Annotated in this window: 22 protein-coding genes; 11 read left to right on the top strand and 11 right to left on the bottom strand. The window is 49.0% G+C overall.

Annotation, left to right across the window (positions count from 1 at the left end):
* Window positions 1-5 precede the first annotated feature (5 nt).
* From C7T94_RS12115 to C7T94_RS12090, 6 genes are all read right to left on the bottom strand, one after another.
* Window positions 6-626 carry a DUF4412 domain-containing protein gene (locus tag C7T94_RS12115; protein WP_394341003.1) on the bottom strand — a complete coding sequence of 207 codons (621 nt, stop codon included), beginning with the start codon at window positions 624-626 and terminating at the stop codon, window positions 6-8.
* Between the two features lie 72 nt (window positions 627-698).
* The gene (locus C7T94_RS12110) at window positions 699-1,475 is read right to left on the bottom strand and encodes an enoyl-CoA hydratase/isomerase family protein (RefSeq protein WP_107215575.1); all 777 of its coding nucleotides are present in this window, start codon (window positions 1,473-1,475) and stop codon (window positions 699-701) included.
* Window positions 1,476-1,519: 44 nt separating this feature from the next.
* A complete protein-coding gene (locus C7T94_RS12105; protein ID WP_107215574.1) occupies window positions 1,520-3,565 on the bottom strand; it encodes a ComEC/Rec2 family competence protein in 2,046 nt (681 codons plus the stop codon).
* Window positions 3,562-5,529 carry a helix-hairpin-helix domain-containing protein gene (locus C7T94_RS12100; RefSeq protein WP_107215573.1) on the bottom strand — a complete coding sequence of 656 codons (1,968 nt, stop codon included), beginning with the start codon at window positions 5,527-5,529 and terminating at the stop codon, window positions 3,562-3,564. Before C7T94_RS12100 ends, C7T94_RS12105 begins: the two co-directional genes overlap by 4 nt.
* On the bottom strand, window positions 5,519-6,292 hold the full coding sequence (locus tag C7T94_RS12095; RefSeq protein WP_107215572.1) for a PorV/PorQ family protein: 774 nt from the start codon (window positions 6,290-6,292) through the stop codon (window positions 5,519-5,521). The genes C7T94_RS12100 and C7T94_RS12095 overlap by 11 nt, the downstream gene beginning before the upstream one ends.
* A 54-nt stretch (window positions 6,293-6,346) precedes the next feature.
* A complete protein-coding gene (locus C7T94_RS12090) occupies window positions 6,347-6,682 on the bottom strand; it encodes a MerR family transcriptional regulator (RefSeq protein ID WP_107215571.1) in 336 nt (111 codons plus the stop codon).
* A gap of 115 nt (window positions 6,683-6,797) precedes the next feature.
* Between C7T94_RS12090 and alaS the strand changes: the two genes are divergently transcribed.
* The gene (gene alaS / locus C7T94_RS12085; RefSeq protein WP_107215570.1) at window positions 6,798-9,413 is read left to right on the top strand and encodes an alanine--tRNA ligase; all 2,616 of its coding nucleotides are present in this window, start codon (window positions 6,798-6,800) and stop codon (window positions 9,411-9,413) included.
* 51 nt (window positions 9,414-9,464) lie between these two features.
* Here alaS and C7T94_RS12080 read toward each other — a convergent pair whose 3' ends face one another.
* Window positions 9,465-9,956 (bottom strand): hypothetical protein, encoded by a 492-nt coding sequence (locus tag C7T94_RS12080; RefSeq protein WP_162618667.1) that lies wholly within the window; start codon window positions 9,954-9,956, stop codon window positions 9,465-9,467.
* Window positions 9,957-10,103: 147 nt separating this feature from the next.
* Between C7T94_RS12080 and gatB the strand changes: the two genes are divergently transcribed.
* From gatB to C7T94_RS12055, 5 genes are all read left to right on the top strand, one after another.
* Complete coding sequence (gene gatB, locus C7T94_RS12075) at window positions 10,104-11,567, top strand: Asp-tRNA(Asn)/Glu-tRNA(Gln) amidotransferase subunit GatB (RefSeq protein ID WP_107215568.1); 1,464 nt, start codon at window positions 10,104-10,106, stop codon at window positions 11,565-11,567.
* Between the two features lie 6 nt (window positions 11,568-11,573).
* Window positions 11,574-12,677: a TlpA disulfide reductase family protein gene (locus tag C7T94_RS12070; protein ID WP_107215567.1), complete on the top strand. Its 1,104-nt coding sequence runs from the start codon at window positions 11,574-11,576 to the stop codon at window positions 12,675-12,677.
* Window positions 12,678-12,778: 101 nt separating this feature from the next.
* Complete coding sequence (locus C7T94_RS12065) at window positions 12,779-13,468, top strand: response regulator transcription factor (protein ID WP_107215566.1); 690 nt, start codon at window positions 12,779-12,781, stop codon at window positions 13,466-13,468.
* 90 nt (window positions 13,469-13,558) lie between these two features.
* Window positions 13,559-14,281: an RluA family pseudouridine synthase gene (locus C7T94_RS12060; RefSeq protein WP_107215565.1), complete on the top strand. Its 723-nt coding sequence runs from the start codon at window positions 13,559-13,561 to the stop codon at window positions 14,279-14,281.
* 74 nt (window positions 14,282-14,355) lie between these two features.
* Window positions 14,356-16,146 (top strand): chloride channel protein, encoded by a 1,791-nt coding sequence (locus C7T94_RS12055; protein WP_107215564.1) that lies wholly within the window; start codon window positions 14,356-14,358, stop codon window positions 16,144-16,146.
* Window position 16,147: 1 nt separating this feature from the next.
* Here the strand turns inward: C7T94_RS12055 and C7T94_RS12050 are convergent, their stop codons facing one another.
* The 4 genes from C7T94_RS12050 to C7T94_RS12035 form a co-directional block, all read right to left on the bottom strand.
* Window positions 16,148-17,326: a THUMP-like domain-containing protein gene (locus C7T94_RS12050; protein ID WP_107215563.1), complete on the bottom strand. Its 1,179-nt coding sequence runs from the start codon at window positions 17,324-17,326 to the stop codon at window positions 16,148-16,150.
* A gap of 1 nt (window position 17,327) precedes the next feature.
* Window positions 17,328-18,590, bottom strand: a complete 1,263-nt coding sequence (locus tag C7T94_RS12045; RefSeq protein WP_107216095.1) for an aspartate kinase — start codon at window positions 18,588-18,590, stop codon at window positions 17,328-17,330.
* Window positions 18,591-18,659: 69 nt separating this feature from the next.
* Window positions 18,660-19,142 (bottom strand): GNAT family N-acetyltransferase, encoded by a 483-nt coding sequence (locus tag C7T94_RS12040; protein WP_107215562.1) that lies wholly within the window; start codon window positions 19,140-19,142, stop codon window positions 18,660-18,662.
* Window positions 19,139-19,846: a YggS family pyridoxal phosphate-dependent enzyme gene (locus C7T94_RS12035; RefSeq protein WP_107215561.1), complete on the bottom strand. Its 708-nt coding sequence runs from the start codon at window positions 19,844-19,846 to the stop codon at window positions 19,139-19,141. The genes C7T94_RS12040 and C7T94_RS12035 overlap by 4 nt, the downstream gene beginning before the upstream one ends.
* A 62-nt stretch (window positions 19,847-19,908) precedes the next feature.
* On the opposite strand from C7T94_RS12035, the gene C7T94_RS12030 reads away from it, so the two are divergent.
* The 5 genes from C7T94_RS12030 (at window position 19,909) to C7T94_RS12010 (ending at window position 25,610) form a co-directional block, all read left to right on the top strand.
* Window positions 19,909-20,427 carry a DUF4296 domain-containing protein gene (locus C7T94_RS12030; RefSeq protein WP_107215560.1) on the top strand — a complete coding sequence of 173 codons (519 nt, stop codon included), beginning with the start codon at window positions 19,909-19,911 and terminating at the stop codon, window positions 20,425-20,427.
* A complete protein-coding gene (locus C7T94_RS12025) occupies window positions 20,411-22,780 on the top strand; it encodes an endonuclease MutS2 (RefSeq protein WP_107215559.1) in 2,370 nt (789 codons plus the stop codon). The genes C7T94_RS12030 and C7T94_RS12025 overlap by 17 nt, the downstream gene beginning before the upstream one ends.
* A gap of 67 nt (window positions 22,781-22,847) precedes the next feature.
* Complete coding sequence (locus C7T94_RS12020) at window positions 22,848-23,930, top strand: PQQ-dependent sugar dehydrogenase (RefSeq protein ID WP_107215558.1); 1,083 nt, start codon at window positions 22,848-22,850, stop codon at window positions 23,928-23,930.
* Between the two features lie 288 nt (window positions 23,931-24,218).
* On the top strand, window positions 24,219-24,941 hold the full coding sequence (locus C7T94_RS12015) for a CoA transferase subunit A (protein WP_107215557.1): 723 nt from the start codon (window positions 24,219-24,221) through the stop codon (window positions 24,939-24,941).
* Window positions 24,942-24,950: 9 nt separating this feature from the next.
* Window positions 24,951-25,610: a CoA transferase subunit B gene (locus C7T94_RS12010; RefSeq protein ID WP_107215556.1), complete on the top strand. Its 660-nt coding sequence runs from the start codon at window positions 24,951-24,953 to the stop codon at window positions 25,608-25,610.
* The last annotated feature ends 66 nt before the right edge of the window (window positions 25,611-25,676 follow it).

The raw sequence follows: 25,676 nt of genomic DNA, 5'->3' as shown, positions 1-25,676 counted from the left end.
CGGATCTATTGTCCGCCCATCTTCATCAGATCTTCCATGGTGGTTACTTCGTAACCGCTCGGAACGGCGATAGATAAGGCACCGATTTTTTCTTCTTTTAAGGATTTAAGTGTCGCGGTCACGCCCACGCCGTTTTGTACAACGCTGTATTTTACAGGGAAAGCCTTGAGCTCTGGAAAATAGCTCGCTGCGCCGATCTGCGGAAGTTCGACGTCTTTTGTAGCCCAAAGCTCGTGGCTTGTGCCTTTATCATCTTTATAGGTATACTTTTCTGCATTATAGCCAGCAATCGTTTGTTTTTCGCCAGTGGCTTTGAAATCGCTGTATTTCGTTGTACCCATTACTTTTTCGATATCTTCTTTTGTCTGTTTAACAGCAAACTGTTTTTGCGCAACAGGAACGTCAACAAGCATCACACCTGTTTTTTGTGCATTATCGGTGATGATGCTGATCAGTGCAGGTCCCTGCTCCATTTCGATCTTTGTAATATTGCCATTGAATTTCAACTTGGTTTCATTCGGCAACGGCATGCCTTGCATCATGTCTTGCTGCTCTTTCGTCAGCTTGTACTCCACGCCGTAAGTCAACGACCCCTCGTTGATCTTTTTCTGTGCCTGAGCATAAATGGCCGAGCTTGCTAAAATGACGGCAAGTACACCGGTTTTGATTGATTTGAACATATAAATTAATTAAATTTTTTACCAGTTGAGTTTCTCTTTACGTAAAAAGGAACCTATGCCTTTCTTGAAATCTTCACTTTCCCTCACCTCAGCATTTATTCTTATGGCGTTTTCCAGGCTGTCTTCCAGCGAGGTATTTAGGTTCATCGTGACAAGCCGTTTAGTTACAGCGAGGGAGTTTCCGGAATTGTTTTCACACAAATCTATAGCAAATTCACTTACTTTTTGAGTGATCTCTTCTTTTTTTGTTACGAAATTGATCAATCCATAAGTCAGGGCTTCTGCTGCGCTGAACGTCCGCCCTGTCAGCAAGAGTTCCCGCGCCACATTTCCGGGTATTTTTCGGAGGAGGAAGGATGCCACGATTGCGGGAACAAATCCAATCCTGGTTTCGGTATAGCCAAATATCGCTTCGGGAATCGCAAATGAGATGTCACACACTGCAGCCAGGCCGCATCCACCAGCAATCGCATGGCCTTCCACCTGCGCAATGACGATCTTTTCCAGCCTGTGAATCAGTCTGAAAAGTTCCGCAAGCCGCTGAGAGTCTTTCAGATTTTCTTCGTAACTGTTGTTGCCGATTTGCTGAAGATAGGCCAGGTCGGCACCTGCGCTAAAGCTTGAACCGGCAGCCTTGATGACGATCACTTTAACTGCCGGATCTTCATCTGCAGCCCTTAAGGCATCTTTCAATTCGCTGACAAGATCGGGGTTAAGCGCATTGCGCTTGTCAGGCCTGTTCAGGGTAATTGAGGCAATACGGCGATCGACCGCATAAAGAATAACTTTTTCCACAGCTCAGTTTTTTCAAATATAACGATCTATGCCGTGTTTGGGTGCTATTGCGACACATGAATAATGACAGCGGGCTCGGCCTTCAATTGCTGAAAAGGCACACCGGCTGATTTTGATCTTTCTTCCCAGTATGCGGTTACTGTTCGGCTGCAAGTAGCGTCTGCAACAATCAGCCGGGGTTTGCCCTGAAATTTAGCAGTTACATGACGTACCTGATGCAACCATACGATATCATATTGCTGGTCGCTGACGCCTGGCGGCTCGTATTGCCCGACAAGAATTCGTTTGTTGCCAAATGTGATGACCTGGTTCCGTGCTGGGACCTGTTGAACTGGCAGAAGCTTTATATGCCTCACCTGTAAACTGTCCAGACATGGCTTTACGGCCATCTGGTAGGCCTTGTCTTTCAGGGCAAGATCACTAAGCACCGTTGCTTTGTTACCATGAATAAATGCAGCTGCGTAATTGGAATGCAGACTATAAAAAACAATTAGTCGCCGGTTGGCCATATTACAATTCTTCCAGGAGAAAAGCGCTTCAAGTGTGAACAAGGAAAAAAGCGCAAGCCAAATCCACACTGCCTTAAACGTCTGTGCGGCGCGTGTAAAACATAGGATGACGACAGTGATAAGCGCTACCTGTATAGGTGATAGCCAGATCTGGTCAATTGTTGCGCCCGGTAGCTGCGCCATCCACTTCAAACCGGCATTCATCCCGACTATAATCAGTTCGGTAAGTTTACCCAAAAAGTCTATTCTGAACAGCAGCAATGCCATTCCCAGGTACATGACCAGCGCCACAGGCAGTGTAAGAAACAGGTTTGCAGGCAGGAATAATACAGGAAACTGGTGGAAATAATAAAGCGCGACAGGATAGGTGCTGATTTGTGCCGCAAGTGATGTTGCACACAGGCGCCACAGCTGATCGGCCAGAAGATTACGTAGTGGCAGCAGACAGTAAATTGGGTACTGAAAAGTTAAAAGTCCGAAAACCGAGAGGAAAGACAGCTGAAAGCCGACATCTGTTAAAAGAAAAGGATCAAAATTGAGCAGGAGGAAGGCTGAAAAGGCGAGTGTGTTGTAGGCGTTTGTATTCCTGCCGCTCGCATCGGCAATCAGGAACACACTGATCATGACCGCCGCGCGCAAAACAGACGGAGAAAAGCCGGTAAGCAGGGCATACAGCCAGATAACTGCACCGGCGATGGCCGGCTTTAGCCATCGCTTAAACAAACGGTGCGTAAACTGTTTCAGCACCTGATCAAGCATGAAATAGACGAGGGCCAGATGCATGCCAGACACTGAGAGCGCGTGTATGGTACCCGTTTCTGCATACGCCTCCATCACTTCGCTGCTTACGTCTGTGCGTGTACCAAGCAGCAGGGTGGCTGCAACGGCCCTGGCTTCGCTGTCTTGCATGGCCCGGTTCAAAACCGATGCACAATTTTCGCGCAATGACAGTGCGAAGGCCTTTATCGGGTGGCCCTGATGTGATTTAACCTTCTTTACATAACCTTTGGCTGCCGTGAGCCGGTGGTAGATATTTTTCCCTGCCAGCCAGTTTCGGTAGTTGAATTGCGCAGGATTAAGTGGCCTGGTCGTTTCTGTGATTTTACCCCTCAGCAGCAGCACATCCCCGTAAACCGGTGTCTGAACTGGTTTCAGTAAAATAAGCTGCAGTTTTCCGCTGGTGCGGAACTTCTGCTGCCCAATGAATGTCGCTTCGACCCTTCCGGTAACAGCAAAAGTTTTGGCTGTATTCCTTGGCTCCTCAATAATTTTTACCAGGAACACCTGGGCATTTAACCTGCTGAAATGGTCTTTTTTGAGCCGCTCATCGGCATGTGTATAACAAAAAGCGCCACCTGTATAGGCTGCAAGTATGCAAAGCATACCTGACAGATATTTTTTCCTGTTCAGCGTGAAACCGGTATAAAACACGAAACACAGCACCATCAGCAAGATCATGGAAATCGGAAGTAACCCGCTCAGAGGCCTGTACAGATCTCTGTACGACACGTACATGCCGGCCAGCCAGGGCAACAACAGGCGAACAAAAACTATCTCGGCCGCAAATACCTTTGCTTTCATTCGAACAGGTAGCGCAGTTGGATCCTGAAATCAACGTAAGGTCTGGTCTCGTCTATTCCGGCAGCCTGCATGCGCCAGAGCGTGCCCCAGCGAAAATAACAGTCTGCCCCCTTAAAGAGCTTGTACCTGGCATTGAGGTAAGCCTTTAGTCCGCGGCCGCTAAAGACGCCGAATGCAGCACCATAAAGAACATCATTCTCATAGGCATAGATGCGACTGTTGTACGACGCCGTACGGAACCATCCAAGCCGTAAATTCGCGCTTAACCTTGCGAACGGTTTTGCCCATTGTACGTCCTGATAAATGAGCAGGCCATATTCTGGTAAAGCAAGTTTCCGGTAATTTGATAATTCAACCCGGGTTTGCAGGGTAACCTGTCGGCCCGGCATCCATTGGCCTTCCAGCCGGTAATTGCTGCGACCTGTATCTTCAGGAAACGCGCTGTACAGCACACTGCCGTTCTGCGCCTTGGTTTCCGTTTTCATTCGCAGCGTAAACCTGGACACTTTATCCGGGGTCCAGCTCAACTCAGCAAAATGTTCGCGACCGGAAGACGGCGCATCTACCCGGTACCGAAGCCATGGAAAAGAAAACCAGTCTGTGTAGGCTGAAAAATTCCATTTGCCAAGGTGTAATTGAATTCCGGTATACAACCCCCTTTCGTTTGAAGTTTCCGATCCTTCTGCAACGCCCTGCGCAAAGAAGTTTTGAAAACTGGCGGCGTAGTTCCTGTAGCTAAGCCCCAGCGAAATAGCCCTCGACAAACTGAGTAGCATCCCTTGAATCAAAGCCACCCTACCTGACCCGTCTGCTGCCACCTCGCCGGAAAACGATACATTTCGCAACGTATAGCCATAAGCAAGTCCACAATTGAAAAGTTTGTCGCCCCTAAAATCAAGCAATTCGTATACCTGTTTGCCCGGGGCAAATGTCCTGTTAAACATCGTGACAAAGCTGGTAAGGGTCGCCTCGAGCCGGCCCCTCGTAAACTGCATCGCGCCGCCATAAACCAGCTGCCCGAGACGCTGCCGGTTGCGCAACTCTGAAGGTGTGCGGTGCAGGCCCGATTGCTGCAGTGCCGTAACCGTTCCGTCTTCAGAAACAGACGCGTCAAGCATCCGCTTTGAGCCAAAAAGGGTTAGCTCATGTGTTAGGCCGGTCTTGAGCGTAATCGCCAGGCCGCGCAGAAAGGCATACTCATTTACCGAGTAGTAGGGGCGCAGTCCAGTTTCTTTCCGTGCCGTACTGGTTATATCCGGGCTTTTACCAAAGCTGAAGCCCGTCCACATGGTCAGGCCCTGCCCAAATTGCAGGCCGTAGTCGCCCAACACGATTTGCCTTAAAGGTCCATTGCCCTTGAAAGACAGGTTAGCCGAAACAAAATCCGGAAGGTGAGCACCGCCGGCTACCAGGGGTTCGCCCGGGTCTTTTTCCAGTGTAAGCCCGGCATTGACCGCCCCTGTGCCGCTTAACCGGTACCTCAGCAGCATGCGATCAGGGGAACCGGTTCCTTTGTTTTCCGCACTGTCCTTCAGGCCAAGGCCATATCGCAGCAGCAAGTCATGGCCAGCACTGAACAGGGCCCGCCGCTGGGTGGGGCTTGGCGCACAAGTCACGAAAGGCTTGAGCGCCTGTATCACTTTTTCACTGAACCCCGGCAGCGCCTGCAGCTCAAGTAAGTCTAAAAGCGCGCCGCTTTCCTTTATATGAGCAAGCAAGTTGGTAATTTGTATTGGCGAGAGAAAAAAAAGTTGTTTCAGTTCTGTCGCAGTAGCCTGGTTGAGGTTCAGGGGATGTTTCTGCAGATACTCGAGTGTACCTGTCAACTCGCTCATGTCGTAGTGTTCAGGAATGGCTTCGGCCATGCTCTCGATCACGTCGGTAATTTCCTTTTCACCAGCCTGACGCGCAAACGCCGGCCTGACGAGACAGATCGCCAGCAGCAGCAACCATCTAAAAAGCATAACCAGCAGAGATTTGCGGTGACAAACCAAGAACCGGGTGCGCGGCAACGGCCAGCTCACATTGTAATGAGCCTGGCCGCCAGCCCAGTCCAGCGTACTGCACAAAGGGCTTTGATTGCAGTCCGCCGCGGAATAAAACTCTGTTTAATACCGCGTACTCGAGCCCTGCCCGGATACCCCTCATTTCTGGCGAGTCTGTATAGAAATCGCTAAGCAGCAGCAATCTGTCTGATGCCTGCCAGGCAAGTCCTAAACCGATAAGGGGCTTTGTCGGGAAATGTTTTGTACTGAAATCCCGGATAAAGGCGCCTGCGGTCAGCGATTCAGTACACGCGATATGAATACCTGCGGAGGCAGCCGCCCCGAGTTCTGACCCATATCCTGCAATCGCCTGCCTGGAACAGGAGAGGGCCAGACCGGCAGAGACACGCCTGCCAAACTTGCGGCTATACGCGAGCCGTGCGCCTGTCTGCGTAAAGGAATCAAACCCGTAGCGCTCAGCCGATAAACTGAATGCACCCCCGTGGGAGGGAATGACCACTGCGATGGCGGCCGTAGCCAGGTCCGTCACAAGATGTTGGCGTGTATGCGACAGTCCGATAAACACCCTTCCGGATAGGGATACGCCTGCCGGATTTCCGTTGACTGACCAGGGATCAGTTAACGCAGCGGTGCATTGCGCCATGCCATACGAACGCGCGCCCTGCGAGACCTGGGCAAAACACGGCGATGCGATAAAAAATAAAAAAAGAAAAAAGTACATAGATCAGGGATAGTTTCCTAATCTACGATAAAAATTTAATTAAAAATAAAATAATTATATTTCTTCGTTTATTTTTAACAGAAATGATTTGATACGCTCGAGTGAGTCAATAATCTTCTGGGTTTCCCTAACATCACCCTTGTTATTTTTGAGGTATTCTTTAGCTCCTTTGAGCGTGAAGCCTTTTTCATCGACCAGGTTAAAAATGATCCTCAGGTTTTCAATGTCTTCGGGTGTAAAAAGGCGATTTCCCTTTTTATTCTTTTTCGGCTGCAGGATATCGAACTCTTTTTCGTAAAACCTGATCTGGGATGCGTTCACACCGAACATTTCAGTGACTTCACCCATCGTGTAGTACATTTTATTGATTTCTCTTTCCTTGTATGGCATATTTTTATATTGACTATGAGCGATTTAGGATGTTTACTTAAAGTATTCAAATGTAATCGGATTTTAGCTGAAAACCACAATAAAATTTTAATTTTGTCGCTTCAATTCCATCAAGATGACAGCAAAAGAGATCAGGCAGGCGTTCCTTAATTTTTTCGAACTTAAACAACATCGCATTGTAAGTTCAGCACCGATCGTAGTTAAAAACGATCCGACGCTGATGTTTACGAATGCAGGCATGAACCAGTTCAAGGAAATTTTTCTGGGTGAAAAACCTGCCAGCTTTAACCGGGTTGCCGATACCCAGCGCTGTCTCCGGGTTTCTGGGAAACACAACGATCTTGAGGAGGTGGGCATCGATACCTACCACCACACGATGTTTGAAATGCTTGGTAACTGGAGTTTTGGCGATTATTTTAAAAAGGAGGCCATATCCTGGAGCTGGGAATTGCTTACTGAGGTTTACCAGATACCGAAAGACCGGCTGTATGTTACGATTTTTCAGGGCGATGAGCGTGAAGGCCTGCCCAGGGATGAGGAAGCCTATCAGATATGGAAGGAGTTTGTTCCGGCAGAACGTATACTTGAAGGAAATAAGAAGGATAACTTTTGGGAGATGGGTGAGACCGGACCCTGCGGCTCCTGTTCAGAGATCCATGTAGATTGCCGGAGTGACGAGGAACGAAGCGAGACGCCGGGAGCGGCGCTTGTAAATGCGGATCACCCGCAGGTAATTGAAATATGGAATAATGTCTTTATGCAGTACAACAGGCTGAAAGACGGCAGTTTACAAGATCTACCTTCCAAACACGTTGATACGGGAATGGGTTTCGAACGCTTGGTTCGGGTGTTGCAGCGAAAATCTTCGAACTACGACACAGACGTGTTCCAGCCGCTTATTGAGTTTATTGCATCGCATTCAGGTATTGCCTACGGTGCTGATGAGCAAAAAGACATCGCCATGCGTGTCATGGCAGACCACGTACGTGCCATTTCGTTTGTGATTGCTGACGGGCAGTTGCCATCAAACAACAAGGCTGGCTACGTGATCAGGCGTATTTTACGCAGAGCGGTTCGTTATGCCTATACTTTTCTTTCGCTGAAAGAGCCATTTCTGAACCGACTGGTGCCGGTCCTTGCAGACCAGTTTGCAGGGGTATTTGACGAACTTTCCGCCCAGCGGGATTTTGTTCAGAAGGTCATTCTTGAAGAGGAGCAATCTTTTCTTCGTACGCTGGCCACCGGAATTCAGCGCTTTGAGCGCTATTCCGCCGAGGGCGGTGTAATTACAGGCGCTTTCGCTTTTGAACTGTATGATACTTTCGGCTTTCCTATTGATCTGACCGAATTAATGGCCAGGGAGAAAGGGCTCAACGTCGATATGGATGGTTTCCAGGCTGCACTGACGCAACAGAAAGACCGTTCAAGGGCAGCTACGGCTATAGATGCCGGCGACTGGATCGTACTTTCGCCGCTCGAAGAAAGCACCTTTGTTGGCTACGATGAGCTCGAAATCGAAACGGAAATCGTGAAATACCGTAAAGTTAACAGCAAAGGGAAAGATCAGTACCATCTTGTACTGCGCGAAACGCCGTTTTACGCAGAAAGCGGCGGCCAGGTTGGCGATACAGGCAGGCTCGAAGATCACAGCCGGCTGTTTTATGTAGATGTCATCGACACGCGCAAAGAGAACGGACTTACCATACATATCACAGAAACCCTTCCTGAAACACTTGAAGGGAAATTCTGGGCGGTTGTTGATGAAGACAGGCGCCGTCTTACAGAAAACAACCACTCTGCTACGCACCTGCTTCATGCAGCCTTGAAACAGGTCCTGGGTGGTCACGTAAATCAGAAAGGGTCGCTGGTTAATGCAGATTATCTGCGTTTTGACTTCTCTCATTTTGCAAAAATTACCGATGAAGAGCTACTTCAGATTGAACAGATCGTCAACGCCAGAGTGCGCGAAAACATCCCGTTGGTAGAAGCGCGAAACGTGCCCTATCAGCAAGCGCTTGACAGCGGGGTCACGGCCTTGTTCGGTGAAAAATATGGTGATTTTGTTCGGATCATCACATTCGATGATCATTTCTCGAAAGAGCTGTGCGGCGGTACGCATGTCAGGGCAACGGGACAGATCGGTTTTGTAAAAATCGTGGCTGAAAGTGCAGTCGCAGCAGGTGTTCGCAGAATTGAAGCCATTACTGCCGACCGTGCCCAGGAGTTTATTTTAGGCCAAAACACGCAGATCCAGGCCCTGAAATCCCTGCTTAAAGGAGCCAAAGACCTGCCCGCTGCAGTTCATACCCTTTTGGATGAGAACAACCGGCTGCGTCGTGAAATGGAAAAACATTTAATGGAGCGGGCCGCCGGCATGAAGACCGAAGTGGCAGCGGCTGTACGCATTGTTAACGGACTGAACCTGATTACTTTCGCTGTCGATCTGCCCAGTGCTGATGCTGTTAAGAATCTTGCATATGCTGTAAAGGACATGGTGCCTCACCTGGTCCTGGTATTGACCAGCCTGATTGATGGCAAGCCAGGCATCACTGTACTGTTATCTGATAACGTAGTTCAGGAACGCGGCCTGAACGCTTCTGCCATGGTTCGTGAGCTGGCAAAAGAAATTCAGGGTGGTGGTGGCGGCCAGCCGTTTTTTGCTACGGCCGGCGGCAAAAAGTCCGAAGGACTGGCATTGGTTCCGGCAATTGCAGAGCGTCTGATCAGCTAAAAAGAAAGGCCTTTCAATGACTGAAAGGCCTTTTTACTTAGTTATATATGGTTATCGGATAATCCTATCCATATGCGGGCCACGTTTATAAGCCCGGCCATGATCTCGGCCACTGCTGCGATAATATGTTTTTGAGTGTCTGTAATATTCGCGTGAACTTCGCCCGTAATACCCGCTGTGGCTGCTTCGGTAGTGTTTAGGATGTTTGTAACTCTTGTAATATACTTTCTGCGTGCGATAACTGTTGTAGGGATTTCCGTGGTATACGACCTTTCGGGCCCTGTGGAAATTGTAGCCTCTGTGACGTGCCGGAACGTAGTGTGAGCGCACCCAGTGCCCGCGATTCATGTACACATACTGGCGCTTGGGCACATAATAGTACGTGTCAATGTCTGGAAGGTAGTAGTAATTGACCCGGTTGTATCCTGCCGGAAGCCAGGTCGGCGCTGTACCGATGTTCACGTTGATGCTGACTTGCGCATGTACTTCGCTGCTGGCCAGGGAACCCAGTCCGATCAACAGCATTACCCATAATTTTTTCATAATAAATGCATTTGTGTGTACGTATAAAACCTTTCCCAAATTCATGCCAATCGGTCAAAATACGCATAACTTAACCGGGGATAGCCGAATTTGGTTATATTTGTAAAAACGGTCTCCCTTCGTTTTTAATATAGATACTGCCTGTAAATGCATACAGATCACGAAATTGATACAACCGAATTTGAGCTGGTTTCAGGACTTGAAATCCACGTTCAACTCAATACCAAAAGCAAAATATTTTGTTCTGATAGTGCAGCTTACGGCGCCGGACCTAACGAACACATTTCGCCTGTATCTTTGGCTTTGCCAGGCGCATTGCCGAAATTAAACCGGGAAGTTGTTGCCAAAGCCATCAGGATGGGGCTGGCCCTGAACTGCCAGGTCAACCAGCATAATTTTTTTGACCGTAAAAATTACTTTTACGCTGACCTGCCCAAGGGTTACCAGATTACGCAAGACCGCATGCCCATCTGCGGGAAGGGCTATCTTGATGTGACGCTCAAAGATGGAAGCACCAGCAGGATCGGAATTAACCGCATTCACCTGGAAGAAGATGCAGGTAAGAGTATTCATGACCAGGACGACAAGTTTTCTTACATTGACCTGAATCGTGCAGGCGTTCCGCTCATAGAAATTGTGACTGAGCCTGATATCCGTTCGGCAGAGGAGGCTGCGGCACTGTTTTCGGAGATCAGGAAACTGGTGCGCCATCTGGACGTGAGCGACGGTAACATGGAAGAGGGAAGCCTGCGTTGCGACGCCAACATCTCCATCCGGCCGCAGGGCGAAAAAACATTTGGCACCCGCTGCGAGGTGAAGAACCTCAACTCGATCCGGAATGTCAGGAGAGCCATTCAACATGAATTTTCCCGGCAGGAACGGCTTATCCGTTCGGGCGGTTCGGTTATTCAGAGCACGCTGAATTTTGACGCTGAGGCGGGCACTACCTCGCCCATGCGCGAAAAGGAAGAGGCCAATGATTACCGTTACTTTGCAGATCCCGACCTGCAGCCTGTATACATATCGGATGCCTGGCTGGCGGAGATCAGGGCTGCAATGCCGGCGATGCCTGAAGAACTCGCTGCCGGTCTTCAGCAGAAATACGGACTTGCTGCTGCCGATGCGTTGATCATTGCTCGCGATGCAGACCAGTACGGTTATTTCCTGGAAGGCGCAGATCTGGTGCAGCAGCCGAAGATCCTTGCTAACTGGATGCTTGGGCCTGTTAAAAGTATTTTGAATGACCGCGAGGCAGACTTTAATACGTTTGCAGTTCGTCCGGCAAGACTGGCGGCCGTTATCAGCCTGGTCGAGTCGAAAAAGGTTACGCAGAACCTGGCTGTTCAGAAACTACTTCCTGCAATGGCCGAAGCTCCCGATCACGATCCCGCAATGCTGGCCGAGCAGATGAACCTGCTGATTGTTGAAGACAGCGATGAACTTGAATCTTTTATCGCTGCCGTCTTTGAGAAGTTTCCGGCCCAGGTCGAGTCGTTCAAAAAAGGGAAGAAAGGTGTACTCGGTCTGTTCGTAGGCGAGGTGATGAAACTTGCCAAAGGCAAGGCTGACCCGAAAACGGTCAACGAAAAAATAATATCAAAACTTAAGTAACGACACGTGAAAAAATTATATGCATTGCTGTTCGCCGCCGCCGCCCTGGCTGCCTGCGGTCCTTCAGACAGTTTTACAATTTCTGGAACATTTAAAAATCCGGGCGAGAACACGAAAGTTTTTCTCTATGGCCTGAACAACGGCCAGATGATACCGGTAGATTCTACCGTACTTTCTGCCGGTGGTGAATTTAAGTTTGAGCGCAAGGCTACGGGCGCCGATTTTTACCGCGTGGGCAGCGGAAACTCCGAGTACATGCTGATCGCCAGGAACGGGGACAAGATCACACTCGACGCCGACCTGACCGATCCCCAGCAAAATTACAAGATTGAAGGGGGGGAGGAAACCGATAAACTTACTGAATTCAACAAATTACGTGGCGATTTCGGGAAAAAGCTTGGAGCAATTCAGCAGCGTTTTGAGGCTGAAGTTTCGGCCAATCCTGCGCAGCGCTCGGCGATCTATGAAAAAATACAACCCGAATACAATGCGATTAAATCTGCTGCTGATGCTGCGACCTTAAAATTTGCGAATGACAACAAAGATAACCTTGCGGGTTTTTATGCGGCAAATACGCTAAGTCCGATCGAATATGAGCAGGAATTGATCGCCTTTTCTGACGCCATCAAAGGCAGAGTGGCTGGAAATGCTGCCGTCGATAAGTTCGTTAAGCAAATGGCCGATCTGAAAACGGTATCAGTGGGACAGCTCGCACCTGCATTTACCCTCAAAAGCATAGACAACAAGCCTGTAAATCTTGCTGATTTTAAGGGTAAATATGTGCTGATCGACTTCTGGGCATCCTGGTGCCAGCCATGCAGGCAGGAAAATCCGAATATTGTACGGGTGTTTAAGAAGTACAGCACAAAGAATTTCACGATTTTAGGCGTCTCACTGGATACTGACCCTGCAGCCTGGAAACAGGCCATTGCTGCAGACGGACTGACCTGGACTCATGCCGGCGAATTAATGGATTTCAACGGCCCGACAGTCGAAAAGTACCGCGTACAGGCTATTCCTACATCTTTTCTGGTCGATCCTTCAGGCAAGATCGTTGCTAAAAACCTGCGGGGTGACGATCTTGAAGCCTTCTTAGCCAAAACGTTATAAGAAACTGATTGTTAATGGCATGTTGCCTCTTAACGATTTATTAACCTTGCATTAACCTTACAATGGATCTGAGTGCATACTTTCGTAACAAACTTTAAGACATGAGTAATGCCAAGCAAAAGATCCTGGTAGTAGACGATGAACCGGATATCCTTGAACTGATCGAATACAATCTGAAAAAGGAAGGATACCAGGTATTCCTGGCACCCAATGGCCAGGAAGGAATTTCCGTAGCGAAAAAAGTTCAGCCCGACCTGATTATCCTTGACATCATGATGCCAAAAATGGATGGGATAGAGGCCTGCCGGATCATGAGGGGTATTCCGGAATTTAAAAATACTTTCATGGTATTTCTTACGGCTCGCAGCGAGGAATATTCTGAAATTGCCGGATTTAATGTAGGTGCAGACGATTACATAGCCAAACCGATCAAACCGCGGGCACTTGTTAGCCGGATCAATGCGATTCTGAGACGTAATTCAAGCACTGATGAGGTGTCTGAAAACAAAGTCGAAGTAGGCGACCTCGTCATTGACCGGGAATCTTACCTCGTGTTCCAGGACAGTAAAAAGGTTGTACTCGCGAAGAAAGAATTTGAACTTCTTTATCTGCTGGCCTCGAAACCCGGCAAGGTTTATACACGTGAAGCGATCCTGAAGAACATTTGGGAAGATTCTGTTGTCGTGACCAACCGCACCATCGATGTCCACATCCGCAAATTGCGCGAAAAGCTGGGCGAGCATTATGTTTCTACCGTAAAAGGCGTTGGCTATAAGTTTGAATTAAGTTAAGGGCACTTCGTTAGCAACCTGCTTATAAATAATGAATATCAGGTAGGTCCGGTGCCTGGGAAATCGTATTTTTGCACTTTATACTGAATTGTGAAAATACCCGCCTTTAAATCGATGGTCCTGTTTGAAAACGATGATTATGTTGTCGTTAACAAACCGCCCTTTATTGCCTCACTCGATGAGCGAAACGCGCCTGGTGATTTGAATATGCTGCGTCTGGCCAGGCAGTACAGCCCGGATGCCCAGGTCTGTCACCGGTTGGACAAGGAAACGTCAGGTTGCCTGCTTATTGCTAAAACACCCGATGCCTACCGCTCTGCTTCCATGCAATTTGAACGGCGTAAAGTGACGAAGAACTACCATGCCATTGTAAACGGCCACGTGATTTTCACAGACTTGCTGGTAGACCTTCCCATTTTGAACGCAGGCAACAAAAATGTTTCTATTGACAGGAAGGAAGGTAAACGCGCCGAGACCATCTTCAATTCGCTAACCTATTTCAAGCACTATACCCTGGTTAATTGCCAGCCAATTACAGGTCGCATGCACCAGATCCGGATTCATCTCGCTACGCAGAAAGCATCGATCTGCGGCGATGAATTGTATAAAGGCAAACCGGTTTTTCTTTCGGCGATTAAGCGCGGTTTTCGCCTGGCCAAAGGAGAGGAAGAGCAACCGATAATGAAACGCTTTGCGCTTCATGCCCGCTCGCTCGTATTTAAGGGAATGGATGAATCTGAAATCCTGGTCGAAGCGCCATACCCTAAGGACTTTGCCGTACTGCTTAGCTTGCTTGAAAAATACGACAGTTAGCAGTAACCGTACGCAAGCACGTTTGTTTTCCGGCTGGTAAGGCTTACCTTTGGGCAACTGCATAAGTCGTGCCCATGTATGAAAGTCTCACCAGGGCGGTAAACAAGATCAATTCCTACCGCAAAACGAAAATATCGAACCGCAATTTCCTTGTCTTTGCTGCCGTCGTAGTTGGCATACTCTCCGGCCTGGCCGCTGCCTTGCTGAAGTCATTGACGCATCATATTGAAGACTTTTTGCAGACCGGATTTCACTGGCAATACAAGTACTATCTCTACCTGTTGTTTCCCTTCATTGGTATCCTCTTGTCGGTATTGTATGTGCGTCGCTTTATTGTGAAAGGTAAGTTTGAAACCGGGCTGACGCCGCTGTTGCGCAGCATCTCGGGGCGCTCAAGCCGTGTTGAGTTTCACAACATCTATTCGCAGATCATTACCGCAGCTGTCACCGTCGGTTTTGGCGGTTCGACCGGGCTTGAAGCGCCGGTGGTAACCAGCGGGTCGTCAATTGGGTCAAACCTCGGCCGCTTTCTTGGCTTATCTTACCGGGAAGTTACTCTGCTGCTGGCCTGTGGGGCTGCGGGCGCCATTGCCGGAGCATTCAACAGCCCCATAGCCGGTATTGTCTTTGCCATAGAGATCCTTCTTCCTGAGTTTACCATACCGGTTTTCATTCCGCTATTGCTAGCGTCGGCAACGGCTTCAGTGGTAGCCCGGCTGTTTTACAGCGAGCAGCTGTTTTATATTGTAAGCCAGGGCTGGGAAACAAAGGCACTCATCTGGTACGTTATCCTGGCCTGTTTGATCGGCCTCTTTTCGATCTACTTTATCAAAGCCAACCAGGCCGTGAAATCATTTTTTTACCGCATCAAAAGTCCCTACAGAAGAGTTGTTGTAGGCGGACTTGCCCTTGGAGCACTGGTTTTTCTTTTCCCGACACTGTATGGCGAGGGCTATGTAACTATCAAAAACCTATTGCTGGGTGATTACAATTCCGTTATAAACAACAGCATTTTCTCGTCTTATAATGAATTTCCTGCAGTTTTACTGCTATTCACGCTGTTAACGGTTTTTGCCAAATCCATTGCAACGCTTGTGACCCTGGGCGCCGGCGGTAACGGAGGTACATTTGCGCCAAGCCTGATCATAGGCGGATTGCTGGGTTTTACACTTGCCTATACCATTAACCTGACCGGTCTGGCCCACGTCAATGTGGGTAATTTTATCGTAGCTGGTATGGCGGCAGCGCTCGGCTCTATTATGCATGCGCCGCTCACAGGCATTTTTCTCATAGCCGAGATTACAGGTGGATATATTTTGATGGTGCCCTTGATGATCACAACTGCCATTTCTTACCTCATCAGCCGCAGTTACCAGAAGCATTCTATTTACGCAAAACCACTCGCAGATGCCGGGGAATTGATGTCGCACGAGGATAAAGACACGACTGTGCTGCGCATGATGAAACTTAAATACCTCATTGAAAAGGATTTCAGTGCCGTAGAACCACAGGAACAGGTGCGCAGCAGGCTATCGGGGCTTTTCAAATCCAGGCATAACATCTACCCTGTGCTCACAGAAGAGCGCGTATTCCTGGGGCTTGTTTATGCAGAAGATCTCTTTCAGCAGGTATTGAAAAATAATGCAGAGCAGCCCGTAATATTCAGCGAGTTGATGCAGCCCGCACCGCAGGTTCTTGCGCCCGATACCGAGTTGCAGGCTGTTCTGGCCGGCATGGAGAATGAACAGGCCTGGCTGTTGCCAGTTGTTGACAGCAGGGGCGTTTTCCTGGGTTTTGTGTCCAAGACGGCGATATTTAACAAGTACCGCGCTTTGCTGGCCAGACAGGCAGACTATCTGGCATAAATTAATAGTATTGCACGATCTTCGCCTGTATAACGGTGGATTTGCCACTGTGGCTGGTGGTGAAAATCAAGAAGTCTGTATCTGCTGCGCCCTTGTTGTATTTCTTTGATAATTCGGCGGCTTTTACGGGAAAATTTCTAGCAATTATATTTCCAGCCAGTTTTTTTTGTTTTTTGAACGACTGCCAGTCCATGACCGACAGAACTTGGAAAATTCTTCCAGGAAACGCGGCCTCCGCCCGGTCTCCTGTATACAGGTGACTTTGCGGCGCTATTTTCTGCAAACCGAAGTCGACCGCGACCTGATTAAAAGCGCCCGATTTCATGACCGCGGCATCGGGTTCAAACAAGTATGCAAGTGGCCTGGCCGCAATCTGCGCAGGCATATTTTCTGCTCCGGTTTTTACCAAGAGCTGCTTTTGTGTTGCATTGAGGCTGGCTGCGACGATTTTCGGTGTCATCGATGTTTCTGTGTCCAAAATCCACAAAAGCTCCCTGCATTCATTGCGTACGCTGACAATGTGTATTTCGCTCACGCCGCCCAGTTCACGGATACCCGCCTGCAAGTCTATCAACGGGGAGCTCTTGATCAGCAGGCGGCCTGCGCGCGAGCGAAGCAGGGCAAGCTGCGGCAGGATATTTGGCTGACAGTCAGCAAACAGAAACACTTTGCCTGTGGTTCCCCTGCGCACGGGATCCAGGTAAATGGTTCCGTAGGTTTCCTGCGTTGATTGAAGAAATTCCAGTCCGTCTGCATGCAAAAAACTGATGTTTCCTGTGCCCAGTTGACCGGCATTGTGTCTGGCCATTTTCAGCAGGCCGGGATTCAGTTCGCAATGCAGCACCTGCCTTGACCGTAGTGAAAAAAAATAGCTGTCTACGCCAAAGCCGCCTGTAAGATCGGCAACAGTTTCACCGCGAACGAGTTGAGACTTATATTCGGCCGTTATCTCCGAAGAGGCCTGCTCAATAGAAAGCAGCGGCGGGAAATAAATGCCGGGTGTGGCAAACCAGGTTGGTAGTTTTTTGCGGCTGTTTTTCCGTGCGGCAATCTGCAGCGACAGGGCAGCCGGGCTGATGCCCTGGAACGGACTCACCGATAAGGCCAGCCGGTGCACATCTGCGTCAATGTGGTCATGCAGCCAGGCCTGAACCTCGGGTTGCAGCAGCGCCGGATCCATATCAAGACTTGTTTTTCATAACCATCTGGCAGGTATGCCGGCTTTTCACTTCCAGGATAATATCCTTGTTCTCGGTTACCCGGTCTATTGTCTCCTGGTTGTAATAACGAATGGTGACCAGCTCCATATTCGTGTTGTACTTCACCCTGAAGTCTTTCTGCAGGCTTTCCAGCAAAGCATCCAGCTTACGTGTATCGTGGTCAATGCTGACTGAAAAGCTGAGTGCCGAATTGAGCATGGTGTTGACCTTGACCTTATGCTGATGAAAAATGCCGAAAATGGTGCTCAGGTTTTCTTCAATGATAAAGGAATAGTCTTTAGGCAACACAGAGATAAGCACCTGATTCACTTTGAAGATAAACGATGGAACCGGCAGGGGATTGGGCTGGTTGTTAATTTCGGTATGCGCGCCTGCGGGCTCGATAAATGATCTTACAAGCAGGGGTATGTCCTTGTTTTGAAGTGGTTTAATGGTTTTTGGATGAATAACCGTCGCGCCGTAATAGGTGAGCTCGATCGCATCGTGATAGGACATCTGCGGAATTTTTTCCGTGTGTTCGAACCATTTCGGGTCTGCATTGAGCACCCCCGGCACATCTTTCCAGATGGTCAGCGAACGGGCATTCAGCACTGAAGCAAAAATAGCGGCCGAATAATCGGAGCCCTCACGGCCAAGCGTCGTTGTGTAATTTTCGCTGGTTCCGCCAATGAAACCCTGGGTAACCGCCACCTGATTCTTTAGTAGCCGGGTAAGATGACTTGCCTCGCGTTCGGTCAGAGCCCAATCGACCTTGCCTTCACGGTAAGTGTTGTCGGTTTTGATGTAGTTTCTCGCGTCGGCCCATACCGACACACAGCCCGATGCATTTAAGACAGCATGCAGGATTTTGCTGGAAACGACTTCGCCCATCGAAACGATCTGGTCATACAGGTAGTCCGGATCGTCTTGCGCCTCTTCTTCCAGCAACCAGTCAATTTCTACAAAGGTATTCGAGATTTCATCAAAAATGGAATGCCCCGGATCAGGAAACAGCTCTGTCAGCACATCAAAATGAATTTGTTTAATCTCCTCAAACAAAGCGTTCGTGTGGCTGTCGCCGGAAAGATAAGCATAAGCAAGTTTCTCTAACCGGTCTGTTACGCCATGAAGCGCAGATACGACCACGAGCAGCTCGTCTTTTTTTGCGCTGCTGATGATACTGACTACATTTTTTATTCCCGATGCATCTTTTACCGATGCACCACCGAATTTGTAAACTTCCATGTATGTGTGTTGTTGCGCGGCTATGATCTGTCCCAAGCGGCAAAGACCGGCCGCAACTTGAAAATACGGTTAATCCTCAAAAGGAAAACTGCGGATGTAAGCGCTGTCAAAAGAGGCGTTAAGCCAGCCGGGTTCTACCCGTGCTGCATATTTCCGGTAAAAATTCAGGGCCGGTTCGTTCCAGTCCAACACCTGCCAGGTCATTCCATGGTAATTCCGGTCTCGCGCTTCCTGCATCACGCGTTCAAAAAGCAACTTGCCTACGCCTTTTCCCCGGCATTGATCGGTAACTAAAAAATCTTCGAGGTATAACCGGCGCCCTTTCCAGGTAGAATAACGGGTGTAGAAAATGGCCAGGCCAATAACAGTATCATCCGCTTCGGCGAGGAAGGCCTCCCATACCGGGCGCTCGCCGAAACCAGCATCAATGAATTCGTCCATCGTTACGGTAACTTCCTCTGGTGCCCGCTCATAAACGGCCAGTTCGTTGATCAGTTCCATCATTCGCGCACAATCGCTGCGAAGCGCTTTACGTATTTTGATCTCACTCATTTGTTTTCCTGATTTACGCCCTCCTGGCGGGGTTTGATGTTACGCTTGCCAAAGATGCTGCTGCCGATGCGTACCATGGTACTGCCTTCTTCAATGGCTATCTTGTAATCATCTGACATGCCCATTGAAATCTCGCGGAAATAATCAGCATCTCTGAAAAAACTTTCTTTGAGTCCTTTGAAAAACGTTCTCAGTTCATAAAATTCGGCTTTGATCTGTTTAGGGTTTTTCGTATTCGTGGCAATGCCCATGACACCGGCGATACGTACATTGGCCAGGGAAGCAAATGTTTCAGAGCGCAGCAGGTCGATGGCCTCGTCAAAACCAAGACCGAATTTCGTTTCTTCATCGGCAATATAGATTTGCAGCAGACAGTCGATAACACGGTTGTGTTTCAGTGCCTGTTTATTGATCTCTGTCAGCAGCCTGAGGCTGTCTACTGCATGAATCAGTTTCACGAAAGGCGCTATGTACTTGACTTTATTGGTTTGCAGATGGCCGATCAGGTGCCATTCAATATCTTTGGGCAGCTGTTCATATTTGTCGGCCATCTCCTGTACAAGGTTTTCGCCAAAAATACGCTGACCGGCAGCATACGCCTCTTCGATCAGTCCAACGGGCTGCGTCTTGGAAACCGCAACCAATTGCACGTCGATTGCCGAAAGCTCGTTTTTATATTTTAACAAATTATCTGCAATGCTCATTTATTGGTATTTTTGGGTAAAATTAAAAACCTCGCCAGATAATTAAGAGGTTTTAACGCACAATGAGAAAATTAATTTTAGGGTGCTGGCTGGCTGTCCTGCCCTTTGGCTGCAAACCGGGTATTCCGGAAGATGTCATTCAGCCCCGGCAAATGGAAGATATCCTGGTCGACATTCACCTGGTAGACGGCTATTTAACCGCGATGCCGCGACAGGACTCTGTTAAACAGACCGGGGCTGCCTACTACAAAGGTATCTATGAAAAGTTTGGAACAGATTCTGCCGGATACAACCGCAGCCTGGATTATTATTATACCAATCCTGAGGTGTTCAACGAGATTTACGTTAAAGTGACCAGGCGGTTGAAAAAACTGCAGGCAAAACAATCTAAAGTTGATTCCCTTTCCCTGGTGCAGGCCACGAAAAAAGCCAGCGCCACCACCAAGCGCGATTCTGTGAAAAAAGCAGACTCGCTGAAAAAAGTGCTTCAGGTCAAAAAGACTGATTCATTGAAGAAGGTCCGGGCCGACTCCCTGAAGCACAGCAAAAAACGTATACGCAAAAATGTTATATCCCGATAATTGCCAGGAAAGACTCGGTTTCACAGAAATCCGGCAACTGGTTTCCAAAAACTGCCTGAGCCCGATGGGCCAGGAACTGGTCGCGAAAATGCAGGTCATGACGCGATATGACCAGATCAACAAATTTTTACGCCAGACACATGAATTCAAGAGCATCCTGGAGAATGGCGAACCCTTGCAGATCAACGCCTTCTTTGACATTAAGGCACTGATCGATAAGATAAAGGTCGAGGGAACGTTCCTGCTTGAAGAGGAATGGTTCAACTTGTATATTTCCCTGCAGACCGTGTTTTCGGTGCTCCGGTTTTTTGACGACCGCAAAGGAGTTTACCCGAACCTGGAGGCCTTGTTCGAGCATTTGCCCATTGAGAAAAACCTGCTGCGCGAGATCGAAAAAGTGCTGGACGCAAAGGGCCGGATCAAACCGAATGCATCGCGCGAGCTGCAGGAAATTACCGCGGCGATCAGCAAGGGCGAGCAGGATGTTCGCAAAAGAATGGATGCCATTTACCGCCAGGCAACGGCCAGCAACTGGGTGGCCGACGGCAGCCTGACCATTCGCGACGGACGCATGTGTATTCCCCTGCTGGCTGAACATAAACGAAAGCTGAAAGGCTTTATCCATGACGAATCGGCTTCCGGACAAACCGTGTATATGGAGCCCGAAGAAGTTTTCACATTGAACAACAAGCTGCGCGATCTTGAATTTGATCGCCGGCGCGAGATCATACGCATCCTGATCGCGCTGACCAATGCCGTCAGGCCCTATAGCGCCTTGCTGCTTAGTTACCATGGCTTCCTAACCAAATTTGACTTTGTACGTGCCAAGTCGCTTTTTGCCATGCAGATTGAGGCCGGTATGCCCGTGCTTGTTAAGGAAGCCAGAATGCGCCTTGTCAACGCCCGTCACCCCTTGTTATTCCTGTCTTTTCGGGAAGAAGGCAAGCAGGTCGTACCGCTCAACGTACACATTGACCAGCACACCCGCATTGTGCTGGTTTCAGGGCCTAATGCCGGAGGCAAATCGGTCTGCATGAAAACGATCGGACTCCTGCAGATGATGCTGCAGTCGGGTTTGCTGATCCCAGTAGACGAGCAAAGCGAAGTTGGCATTTTTGACCAGATCTTTGCCGATATTGGCGATGACCAGTCGATCGAAAGCGACCTGAGTACCTACAGCGCCCACCTGACCAAGATGCGATATTTTGTAGAGCATGCCACGCCCAAAACACTGGTCATGATCGATGAATTTGGAACAGGAACAGACCCGCAGTTTGGAGGCCCAATGGCCGAAGCCGTGTTGCAGGTTATCAACAATAAGAAAGCAAGGGGCGTGATTACTACCCACTATTCAAACCTGAAGTTGTTTGCAGGCAATACCGAAGGACTTGAAAATGCATCCATGCTGTTCGACAACCGCAACATGCGGCCTTTGTATGTACTGGAAATGGGCAAGCCCGGCAGTTCTTATGCATTCGAGATCGCTCAGAATATCGGCCTTCCGCGCGAGGTAATTGAACTGGCGAGAGAAAAAACGGGGAGCAACCAGAATCGCCTGGACAGCCTGCTCGTTGACCTGGAACGCGAAAAGAAGACCATTCATGAGTCGCGCGTTGCGCTGGCCAACCAACAAAACAAAGCAAAGAACCTCGTGGCAGAGAACGAGAAATTGAAGCTCTTCCTGGAAGAAAACCGGAAAGTCCTGTTGCGGGAAGCCAAGGCGGAAGCGCAGAATATTATCAGGAATGCCAATAAATTGGTCGAGAACACCATCTCCGAAATTCGCGAGAAACAGGCCGAAAAAGACGTAACCCGTTCGCTGCGCCAGAGCCTTCAGCAGGAGCTGGCCAAACACCAGGTCGCTGAAGAGCCGGTGAAACAGGCCGAGCCGGCCTCTGGTGCCATAGCGGTGAACGACTGGGTCAAACTGACAGACAGCGATACCACGGGGCAGGTACTCGAGATTAACCGGGATAACCTGGTACTGGCCATTGGCGATCTTCGGTCGGTTGTAAAACGCAGCCGTGTGCAAAAGATCAGTCATAAGCAGTTGAAGAAAGAGGTGAGGACGGGGTCATTCGGCGCCAAGATGACCGAGGTTGTTGCTTCTTTCAGTCCGGAACTGGACCTGCGCGGCATGCGCGGCGAGGAGGCTTTACATGAAGTTGAAAAATACCTGGACAAGGCGATCATGATGGGCTTCCCGTCCATTAAACTGATACATGGGCGGGGAGACGGTATTCTCCGCAAACTGATTCGCGATTACCTGAAAAAATATAGTCAGGTAAGTCGCATGGAAGATGAGCACGCTGACCGGGGTGGAGATGGAATAACCTACGTTTACCTCGCGTAATGAAAGCCTGCAAAAGCTAAAACCAATTGAGGTGGACATTGTTATTTAAGGATTAATTCCTGCCCCAATGAGACTCATCAAACTGGCTTTTATCGTCCTGCTTTTTTTCACCACATGTAAAAAGAATCCTGGCGGGGGTGCTGATTTGCCCGATGCCGAAATCAAAACCCGCGTAGTCGCATCGGGGCTTACCGAACCCTGGGAAATGGCCATGGGACCTGACGGGCAAATCTGGTTTACAGAAAGAGGAGGTCGTATAGCGCGCCTGAATATTGGCAACGGCGCTGTCAGTACCCTGTACCGCATTCCTGACGTGTCTGCACAGGGCGAAGGCGGTTTACTGGGTATGGCACTCCATCCAGATTTCAGCAACAACCCGTATGTATATGTTTCTTACAATTATGGCAGCCCCTACCGGCAAAAGGTGGTGCGTTTTACCTTTTCAAACAATACGCTTGGCAGCCCTGTCATTTTGCTTGACGGGATTCCTGCGGCCTCGATACATAATGGTTCCAGGCTGCTGATCACGACAGACCGCAAATTACTTGTGACCACAGGCGATGCGAATGTGGCTGCTAGTGCGCAGAATATGGGCTCGTTATCGGGGAAGTTGCTCCGGCTAAACCTGGATGGCAGCATTCCCGCAGACAACCCCTCGGCAGGTAGTGCGGTCTGGAGTTTTGGACATCGTAACGCGCAGGGACTGGTGCAGGTAGGAAACCGCCTCTATGTCTCAGAGCACGGGCCTGGCAGTGATGATGAGATCAACCTGATCGAGAAGAACCGGAATTATGGTTGGCCGAATGTACTGGGCTATTGTAATGAAAACGCTGAAAAATCTTTCTGTGCCGAGAAAAATGTTGCAGAGCCGCTCGTCGCCTGGACACCCACAATCGCCCCGGCAGGCCTTAGCTATTATAACAACGATTACATTCCGCAGTGGCGCAATTCTCTGCTGCTGGCAGTGCTGAAAAACAAAAAGCTGGTTCAGCTCAAATTAAGCGCCGATGGCTCGAAGGTAGAAAGTCAGCAGGATTATTTTGTGAACACCTTTGGCCGTTTACGGGCCGTATTGCCTGTGGCTGATGGTAAGATCTATTTGGCAACAGACGAGGGTACGAACGATAAAATTATTGAAGTGTATAAATAGCGAAAGGCTTCTTATTTCTTTTTGTTGCCCGGGCATTTTTTGCAGCGGTTACCCTTCTTGTATTTTTTACAGCATTTTTTAAATTCCGCACTGCAGCAAAACAAAGTGCCGATTCCTTTCATCAGTTCCGGGTCGGTAGGAATGAGGTCGGTAAACCCCTGGCTGTCATCACGCTCAAAAATCATCTCCACAAAACTAGGTTTTATTAAGATCAATTCAAAATTAGAATTTCTGTAAAGTTGAGCACAGGTCTCGGCCGCTTTCCTTAATTTAGCAAAAACCAAATATATGATCTACAAAGTTGTCTCCTCTGCCCAAGAGGCGATTGCCGACATTCCCGACGGGGCCACACTTATGCTGGGAGGCTTCGGACTCTGCGGCATTCCAGAGAACTGCATTGCCGCCCTGGTTGCACGTAACGTCACGAATCTAACTTGTATCTCGAACAACGCCGGGGTCGATGATTTTGGCATCGGGCTGATGCTGCACAAAAGACAGGTGAAAAAAATGATTGCGTCTTATGTTGGCGAGAATGCCGAATTCGAGCGGCAACTGCTTAGCGGCGAACTTGAGGTCGAGCTTATCCCTCAGGGAACGCTCGCTACCCGATGTATGGCGGCGGGATATGGCATGCCGGCAATTTTTACGCCGGCCGGCATCGGTACAGAAATAGCCGAAGGCAAAGAGATCCGGCAGTTCAATGGCAAAGACTACCTCATGGAAATGGCTTTTGAAGCTGATTTTGCGATTGTTAAGGCATGGAAGGGCGACACAGCCGGCAACCTGGTTTACCGGGCAACGAGCCGGAATTTTAACCCTGTGATGGCCATGGCCGGTAAAATTACGATCGCCGAAGTAGAAGAGCTCGTTGAGCCCGGAGAACTCGATCCTGATCACATTCACACCCCGGGCATTTATGTTCACCGCATCTTTAAAGGCTCAGGGTATGAAAAAAGAATTGAACAGCGAACCGTACGAAAAAGTGAATCGAATGAAGCGTCTGCTTCGTAAAACACAACTATGTTAAGCAAAGAACAGATTGCCCGTCGCATTGCGAAAGAGATCAAGAACGGGTATTACGTAAACCTCGGCATTGGTATTCCCACCCTGGTTGCCAACTATATTCCCGAAAACATCCAGGTCGTTCTGCAGTCAGAGAACGGCTTGCTTGGCATGGGGCCATTTCCTTTCGAAGGTGAAGAAGATCCCGACCTAATCAATGCAGGTAAACAAACCATTACGACCTTACCGGGAAGCTCTGTATTCGATTCGGCTATGAGTTTCGGTATGATTCGCGCACAAAAAGTTGACCTGACCATCCTGGGCGCAATGGAAGTTTCCGAGAACGGTGATATCGCAAATTGGAAAATTCCGGGTAAGATGGTCAAAGGCATGGGAGGGGCAATGGACCTGGTCGCTTCTGCAAAAAACATCATTGTGGCCATGCAACATGTCAACAAAGCGGGCGAAAGCAAATTGCTTCCGGCATGTACGCTGCCGTTAACAGGCGTAAAATGTATCAAAAAGATCGTTACAGAACTGGCCGTCCTCGATGTGCTGCCAGAGGGTGGATTTTATCTGCTGGAGCGCGCGCCTGATGTATCGGTCGATTATATAAGGGATGCAACCAAGGGCAGGCTTGTTGTTCCCGACCATGTACCGGCCATGGATATGGCTTAGCCGGGCATATCGCATAAACATGACTTCCGGGAAGAAATGCCCAACCACAAGGCCGACATGGAAATA

The organism is Pedobacter yulinensis (genome assembly GCF_003029735.1).
Classification (GTDB): domain Bacteria; phylum Bacteroidota; class Bacteroidia; order Sphingobacteriales; family Sphingobacteriaceae; genus Pedobacter; species Pedobacter yulinensis.
Note: the sequence above shows the minus strand (reverse complement) of the source record. Positions and strands in the feature narration are given on the sequence as shown.

What these genes read in the sequence shown, in the direction of transcription:
- C7T94_RS12105 (WP_107215574.1), bottom strand. Translation starts at nt 3,565, where the DNA reads ATGAAAGCAAAGGTATTTGCGGCCGAGATAGTTTTTGTTCGCCTGTTG.
- C7T94_RS12100 (WP_107215573.1), bottom strand. Translation starts at nt 5,529, where the DNA reads ATGCTTTTTAGATGGTTGCTGCTGCTGGCGATCTGTCTCGTCAGGCCG.
- C7T94_RS12095 (WP_107215572.1), bottom strand. Translation starts at nt 6,292, where the DNA reads ATGTACTTTTTTCTTTTTTTATTTTTTATCGCATCGCCGTGTTTTGCC.
- C7T94_RS12090 (WP_107215571.1), bottom strand. Translation starts at nt 6,682, where the DNA reads ATGCCATACAAGGAAAGAGAAATCAATAAAATGTACTACACGATGGGT.
- alaS (WP_107215570.1), top strand. Translation starts at nt 6,798, where the DNA reads ATGACAGCAAAAGAGATCAGGCAGGCGTTCCTTAATTTTTTCGAACTT.
- C7T94_RS12080 (WP_162618667.1), bottom strand. Translation starts at nt 9,956, where the DNA reads ATGAAAAAATTATGGGTAATGCTGTTGATCGGACTGGGTTCCCTGGCC.
- gatB (WP_107215568.1), top strand. Translation starts at nt 10,104, where the DNA reads ATGCATACAGATCACGAAATTGATACAACCGAATTTGAGCTGGTTTCA.
- C7T94_RS12065 (WP_107215566.1), top strand. Translation starts at nt 12,779, where the DNA reads ATGAGTAATGCCAAGCAAAAGATCCTGGTAGTAGACGATGAACCGGAT.
- C7T94_RS12055 (WP_107215564.1), top strand. Translation starts at nt 14,356, where the DNA reads ATGTATGAAAGTCTCACCAGGGCGGTAAACAAGATCAATTCCTACCGC.
- C7T94_RS12050 (WP_107215563.1), bottom strand. Translation starts at nt 17,326, where the DNA reads ATGGATCCGGCGCTGCTGCAACCCGAGGTTCAGGCCTGGCTGCATGAC.
- C7T94_RS12045 (WP_107216095.1), bottom strand. Translation starts at nt 18,590, where the DNA reads ATGGAAGTTTACAAATTCGGTGGTGCATCGGTAAAAGATGCATCGGGA.
- C7T94_RS12040 (WP_107215562.1), bottom strand. Translation starts at nt 19,142, where the DNA reads ATGAGTGAGATCAAAATACGTAAAGCGCTTCGCAGCGATTGTGCGCGA.
- C7T94_RS12035 (WP_107215561.1), bottom strand. Translation starts at nt 19,846, where the DNA reads ATGAGCATTGCAGATAATTTGTTAAAATATAAAAACGAGCTTTCGGCA.
- C7T94_RS12030 (WP_107215560.1), top strand. Translation starts at nt 19,909, where the DNA reads ATGAGAAAATTAATTTTAGGGTGCTGGCTGGCTGTCCTGCCCTTTGGC.
- C7T94_RS12025 (WP_107215559.1), top strand. Translation starts at nt 20,411, where the DNA reads ATGTTATATCCCGATAATTGCCAGGAAAGACTCGGTTTCACAGAAATC.
- C7T94_RS12020 (WP_107215558.1), top strand. Translation starts at nt 22,848, where the DNA reads ATGAGACTCATCAAACTGGCTTTTATCGTCCTGCTTTTTTTCACCACA.
- C7T94_RS12015 (WP_107215557.1), top strand. Translation starts at nt 24,219, where the DNA reads ATGATCTACAAAGTTGTCTCCTCTGCCCAAGAGGCGATTGCCGACATT.
- C7T94_RS12010 (WP_107215556.1), top strand. Translation starts at nt 24,951, where the DNA reads ATGTTAAGCAAAGAACAGATTGCCCGTCGCATTGCGAAAGAGATCAAG.